Raw genomic sequence first — 4006 nt, 5'->3', positions numbered from 1 at the left:
GACTCCAAAAAGGACAAAAGGAAACGAAAAACAATGTAATTTTAAGAAAAAGCTAGATTAAGAGTGATATTGTCCAAAATTCGGGGGTTAATCCGTTATTTACTCTTACAGATAAACGTGAAGAATGGGAAAAAGACAGATGGGATGTAAGAGTGCTAAATGCTAAATATGGAGTGGAATATAATAGATCCACGACTGATTTTTTCGTTGACTTTATGAAAATTGAAAACACTGTCTTTAGACAGTATTTTAAGAAATATTTACACACTCGACTACTAGGTGGAGGCAGATTTTCGTGGGGGACGGCTCGGAAATATTCAATTTATGTTCCAAGATTTCTCAATTTTATTTCTGAAATTGAACCACAGTGGAATGATTTAAAGGGACTAACGAGACAGCATATAGAGAGCTATTTGAATTACCTTCGGGATTATTCAATAAATGAATTGAAACAAAAAAATGCAAATCCTAAACAAAATAGAAGTGATAACATAAAATGTGTTTACACTTTTTTAAAAGATATCCAACGATTTGAATATAGTATCGCATCTGAGAAATCAACATCATTGCTTCTTTATCCGGAGGATTATCCCTCACTTGATAAAAAATCTGATGATGTTATTGAATATATTCCTGATTCGGTATTAGAGCAACTCTTCGGTAACATTAACGAACTTAATCCAGATGTACAACCTGTTGTGTGGGTAGCATATAAAACAGGCCTACGTATAAGCGATGTATTAGGATTAACACAAGATTGCTTAGTACGTTTAAATGGTAAATACTCTATCGTTACGGATATTGAAAAAGTATACGTTAAAGGCCATAGAATACCAATTGATGAAGAGTTAGCAAATATGCTTGCCGTTGTCATACATAACTCAAAGGAATTTAGTAATGACGATAACAACCCTAATAAATACATCTTCGTTCGATATAAGGGTTTTCGTAAAGGACTGCCTTATGCACAAGGTTGGATTAGCGATAAACTTAATGAATTGGCTATCAAAAAGAATATCACTGATGAAATGGGGAATCTCTTTCACTTCAAAAACCATCAATTCCGGCACACATACGCTGTAAAATTGTTAAATGGTGGCGCTGATATTCTAACAGTGCAAGAGTTGTTAGCTCACGCGTCACCCGAAATGACGTTGAGATATGCTCGCTTATTAGATGACACAAAACGGAAAGAGTTTGAAAAGGTTATTAAACAAGGTGTTTTTACGTTTGACCTTAATGGAGAAATACATGAGGTATCAGAAACTGAGGACATCCCTGAAGACATATTGGATATGATTTGGAAAGACGAGAAATTAAATGCATTGGATAACCCTTACGGCACTTGTCGTGCAAGAGTTAACGGAAATTGTCCATTAGCAGCTGAGCCTCCTTGTCTAACAGCGAACGATGGAAAGCCTTGTTTTGACTTATCCGTTGGCATGGATAGTTTTGATGTAAAAAAGTATGAATTACTTATAGAGTCAACAACTAAAACTATTCAAGTAGCAAAAGAATATGGTCGGGAAGAGATGGTAAAAGCGAATGAAAAGAATCTAGATAGGTACAAAAATATTTATGAAACAATTAAGAAAGGAAATGTCATTTTCGGGCGTATTGACCGTATGAAGAGACAATTAGATCGGAAGAAAATGAAAGGTGTTACACATGGCTAAATTTGACCGTGAAAAGCAATTAAGTCAGCTCCATGAAAAGAGAAAGCAAGAAACCAAGATTAAGGTTGAGGAAGCTATTAAACGCCTTACAAGGACATCTAAGGCCATTAATTTTAATAGTGTGGCAAAAGAAGCTGGAGTTAGTAAAGCAACCCTATATAACCATTCTGAGCTTAAAGAGCGCATTAATTTCTTACGCAATCAACAAGAAAAAGCATTTGTAGATAGTAGAATTAAAAGAGATGAAAACAATCAAAACGCTGTAATTGCTTCACTTAAAAGAAGGATTGAAAAATTGGAGAAAAAAAACAAAGAACTTGAAAAGGAAAATAAGCAATTACGTGATAAGGAAAACGAAAAGCTAACCGAATACTTCAAAAATATTTAGCCATCTTTCAATCGGCAACCTAGTAGTATAATTTATCGAGTGCAGTGGGAATTATTGAGTAAAGGCGCTCTTCTTATTCAAGAAACGCGCCTTTTAATTGAGTATATACAGGTTAGGTTAGTTCTTTGATATAGCTTGTAACATTTGCCAAGCAACAACTACCTTGAGGGTTATTCACATCACAACCACATCGGTTTTCCTTTATGTTCTCTCGAATATGTTCTACTGGATTAGGAGTAAGGCCTTTTTCTACGTATTCCTTTATTTTCTCTTTTGTCCAATCAAAACAATAACAAATTGGTGTAGTTACTGAGGCATCTTTTTGATGAACGACCACCTTTATGTCAGATAAAAGGTACTCTTTATTATTCGTATCAAAATAGACTACATCACAATCTTTGGTTGAACAAAAATAGTGATTTTCTTTAGCATTTAATGTTTCTAATGCAGATGGTTTAAGCATTGATTTTAATGTTATCAACTTTACATTTTTAGATCTATTTTTACAAGATGGACACTTTACAACATTTTCATTTTTAATTTCTTTAGTGTTATTACAACAATCTGACATCATTCTCCCACCTTATTATGATACATATTTTGTGCTATCTTTTCTAATTCATCAAAGTTTCAATAATAGGACATTCATGTAGAGATTTTTCATCAGGACAACAATCTTTTAAATTAATTAGCATGTGTTCGATTCTTTTTAAATCCTTAATTTTCTTTTGAACTTCATCAATTTTATGAACAACAAAATCATACATATCGTTACATCGTTCGTCGTCTTTATCAACAACTCCAAGTAGTTTATCGATCTCGGCTAAAGAAAAACCTAAATCTTGCATTCGTTTAATAAATTGTAGGCGATCCACAGACTCTTCTGGATACATCCTATATCCAGCTTTTGTCCGAGAAGGTTCCGAAAGGAGACCCAATCTTTCGTAATATCTTATAGTTTCTTTATTGACCCCACACCTTTCTGCAAGTTCACTAATGCGATAATTCATTTCATTCACCTCAGATAAATTATAAACCCTGTACCATAGTACAGGGTAAAGAGTAAAAGGTAATTTTGAAATTTTTAATTTGCTCAAACATAATCAACTAACTTTACTAATTATTATTTTTCTGTACATTCCATTCATCATTACATTTTTATCTTCGTTTATCATTAGATTTATACTATTTCTACGGTACAGATCTTCAAAATTCAATCCAATATCTGTTCCTAATACTTTTATTAGTGGTCTAAGAAGCTTTTTTGAAAAAGATAATTTATGTTCTTCAGATACGAATTTGTCAAAAATAATTATTTTGCCTCCTTTTCTTAAAACCCTCGTCATTTCTGTTAAACACTTATCTGCATCAGGCACTACAGAAAGAATTAGACTAGCAACTACATAATCAAATGTTTCATTATCAAACTCCATATTTTGAGCATCCATTTCTATGAATTTAATAGGTGAATTTTTAAATTTCGCACTTGCCTTTTTAAGCATATCAGGTGAAAAATCAATTGCCTTTATATCTAAATCAGATTGAGTTATTAACTCTAAATCAGCACCTGTTCCTACACCAACAAAAAGTACCTTTTGATTACTATGAAAGGGGATATCTAGAAATATTTGTCTGCGTGCATTTAAAAAAACACCCGAATTAAAAATCTTATCATAAATTGGAGACCAAATTTTATAAATCACTCGATTCCAAGAATTATTCATTATCTTCACTTCCGAATGACTGAATTTAAATATCCTTTAAGAGTATCCCTTTTTTAAAAACAAGAAGGGCGAAAAATCACATTGAAGCATCATACCTTTTCATTCAGTAAGAAATCATATAAAGGGGCTGTCCAAAAAGTCAGAGTAACTGACTTTTTGGTGCCCCTTTCTTATTTCTACTATTTTTAGAAAAGTGCACAAAAAAATCGTCCAATTTA

Annotated in this window: 4 protein-coding genes and 1 pseudogene; 2 read left to right on the top strand and 3 right to left on the bottom strand. The window is 32.7% G+C overall.

Translation table 11 applies throughout. From position 1 onward, the window contains the following. Positions 1-95: 95 nt before the first annotated feature. Both J2S07_RS21660 and J2S07_RS21655 read left to right on the top strand, forming a co-directional pair. Positions 96-1676, top strand: a pseudogene (locus tag J2S07_RS21660) (tyrosine-type recombinase/integrase); the annotation flags it as partial. Beyond that, on the top strand, positions 1669-2064 hold the full coding sequence (locus tag J2S07_RS21655) for a DUF6262 family protein (RefSeq protein ID WP_075981804.1): 396 nt from the start codon (positions 1669-1671) through the stop codon (positions 2062-2064). The pseudogene J2S07_RS21660 and the gene J2S07_RS21655, both read left to right, overlap by 8 nt. A gap of 112 nt (positions 2065-2176) precedes the next feature. Here the strand turns inward: J2S07_RS21655 and J2S07_RS21650 are convergent, their stop codons facing one another. The 3 genes from J2S07_RS21650 to J2S07_RS21640 form a co-directional block, all read right to left on the bottom strand. Next, entirely contained in the window at positions 2177-2635 is a 459-nt protein-coding gene (locus J2S07_RS21650) for a putative iron-sulfur cluster-binding metallochaperone (RefSeq protein ID WP_019381809.1), read from the bottom strand. A gap of 43 nt (positions 2636-2678) precedes the next feature. Next, positions 2679-3074, bottom strand: coding sequence for a mercury resistance transcriptional regulator MerR (gene merR, locus J2S07_RS21645; RefSeq protein ID WP_075981803.1), 396 nt, complete (start codon positions 3072-3074; stop codon positions 2679-2681). Between the two features lie 93 nt (positions 3075-3167). After that, positions 3168-3788: a class I SAM-dependent methyltransferase gene (locus J2S07_RS21640; RefSeq protein WP_019381807.1), complete on the bottom strand. Its 621-nt coding sequence runs from the start codon at positions 3786-3788 to the stop codon at positions 3168-3170. Positions 3789-4006 lie beyond the last annotated feature (218 nt).

This window comes from Anoxybacillus andreesenii (assembly GCF_030813005.1).
Taxonomy (GTDB): domain Bacteria; phylum Bacillota; class Bacilli; order Bacillales; family Cytobacillaceae; genus Robertmurraya; species Robertmurraya andreesenii.
The sequence above is the reverse complement of the archived record's forward strand: the minus strand, read 5'-3'. Positions and strand labels throughout refer to the sequence as shown.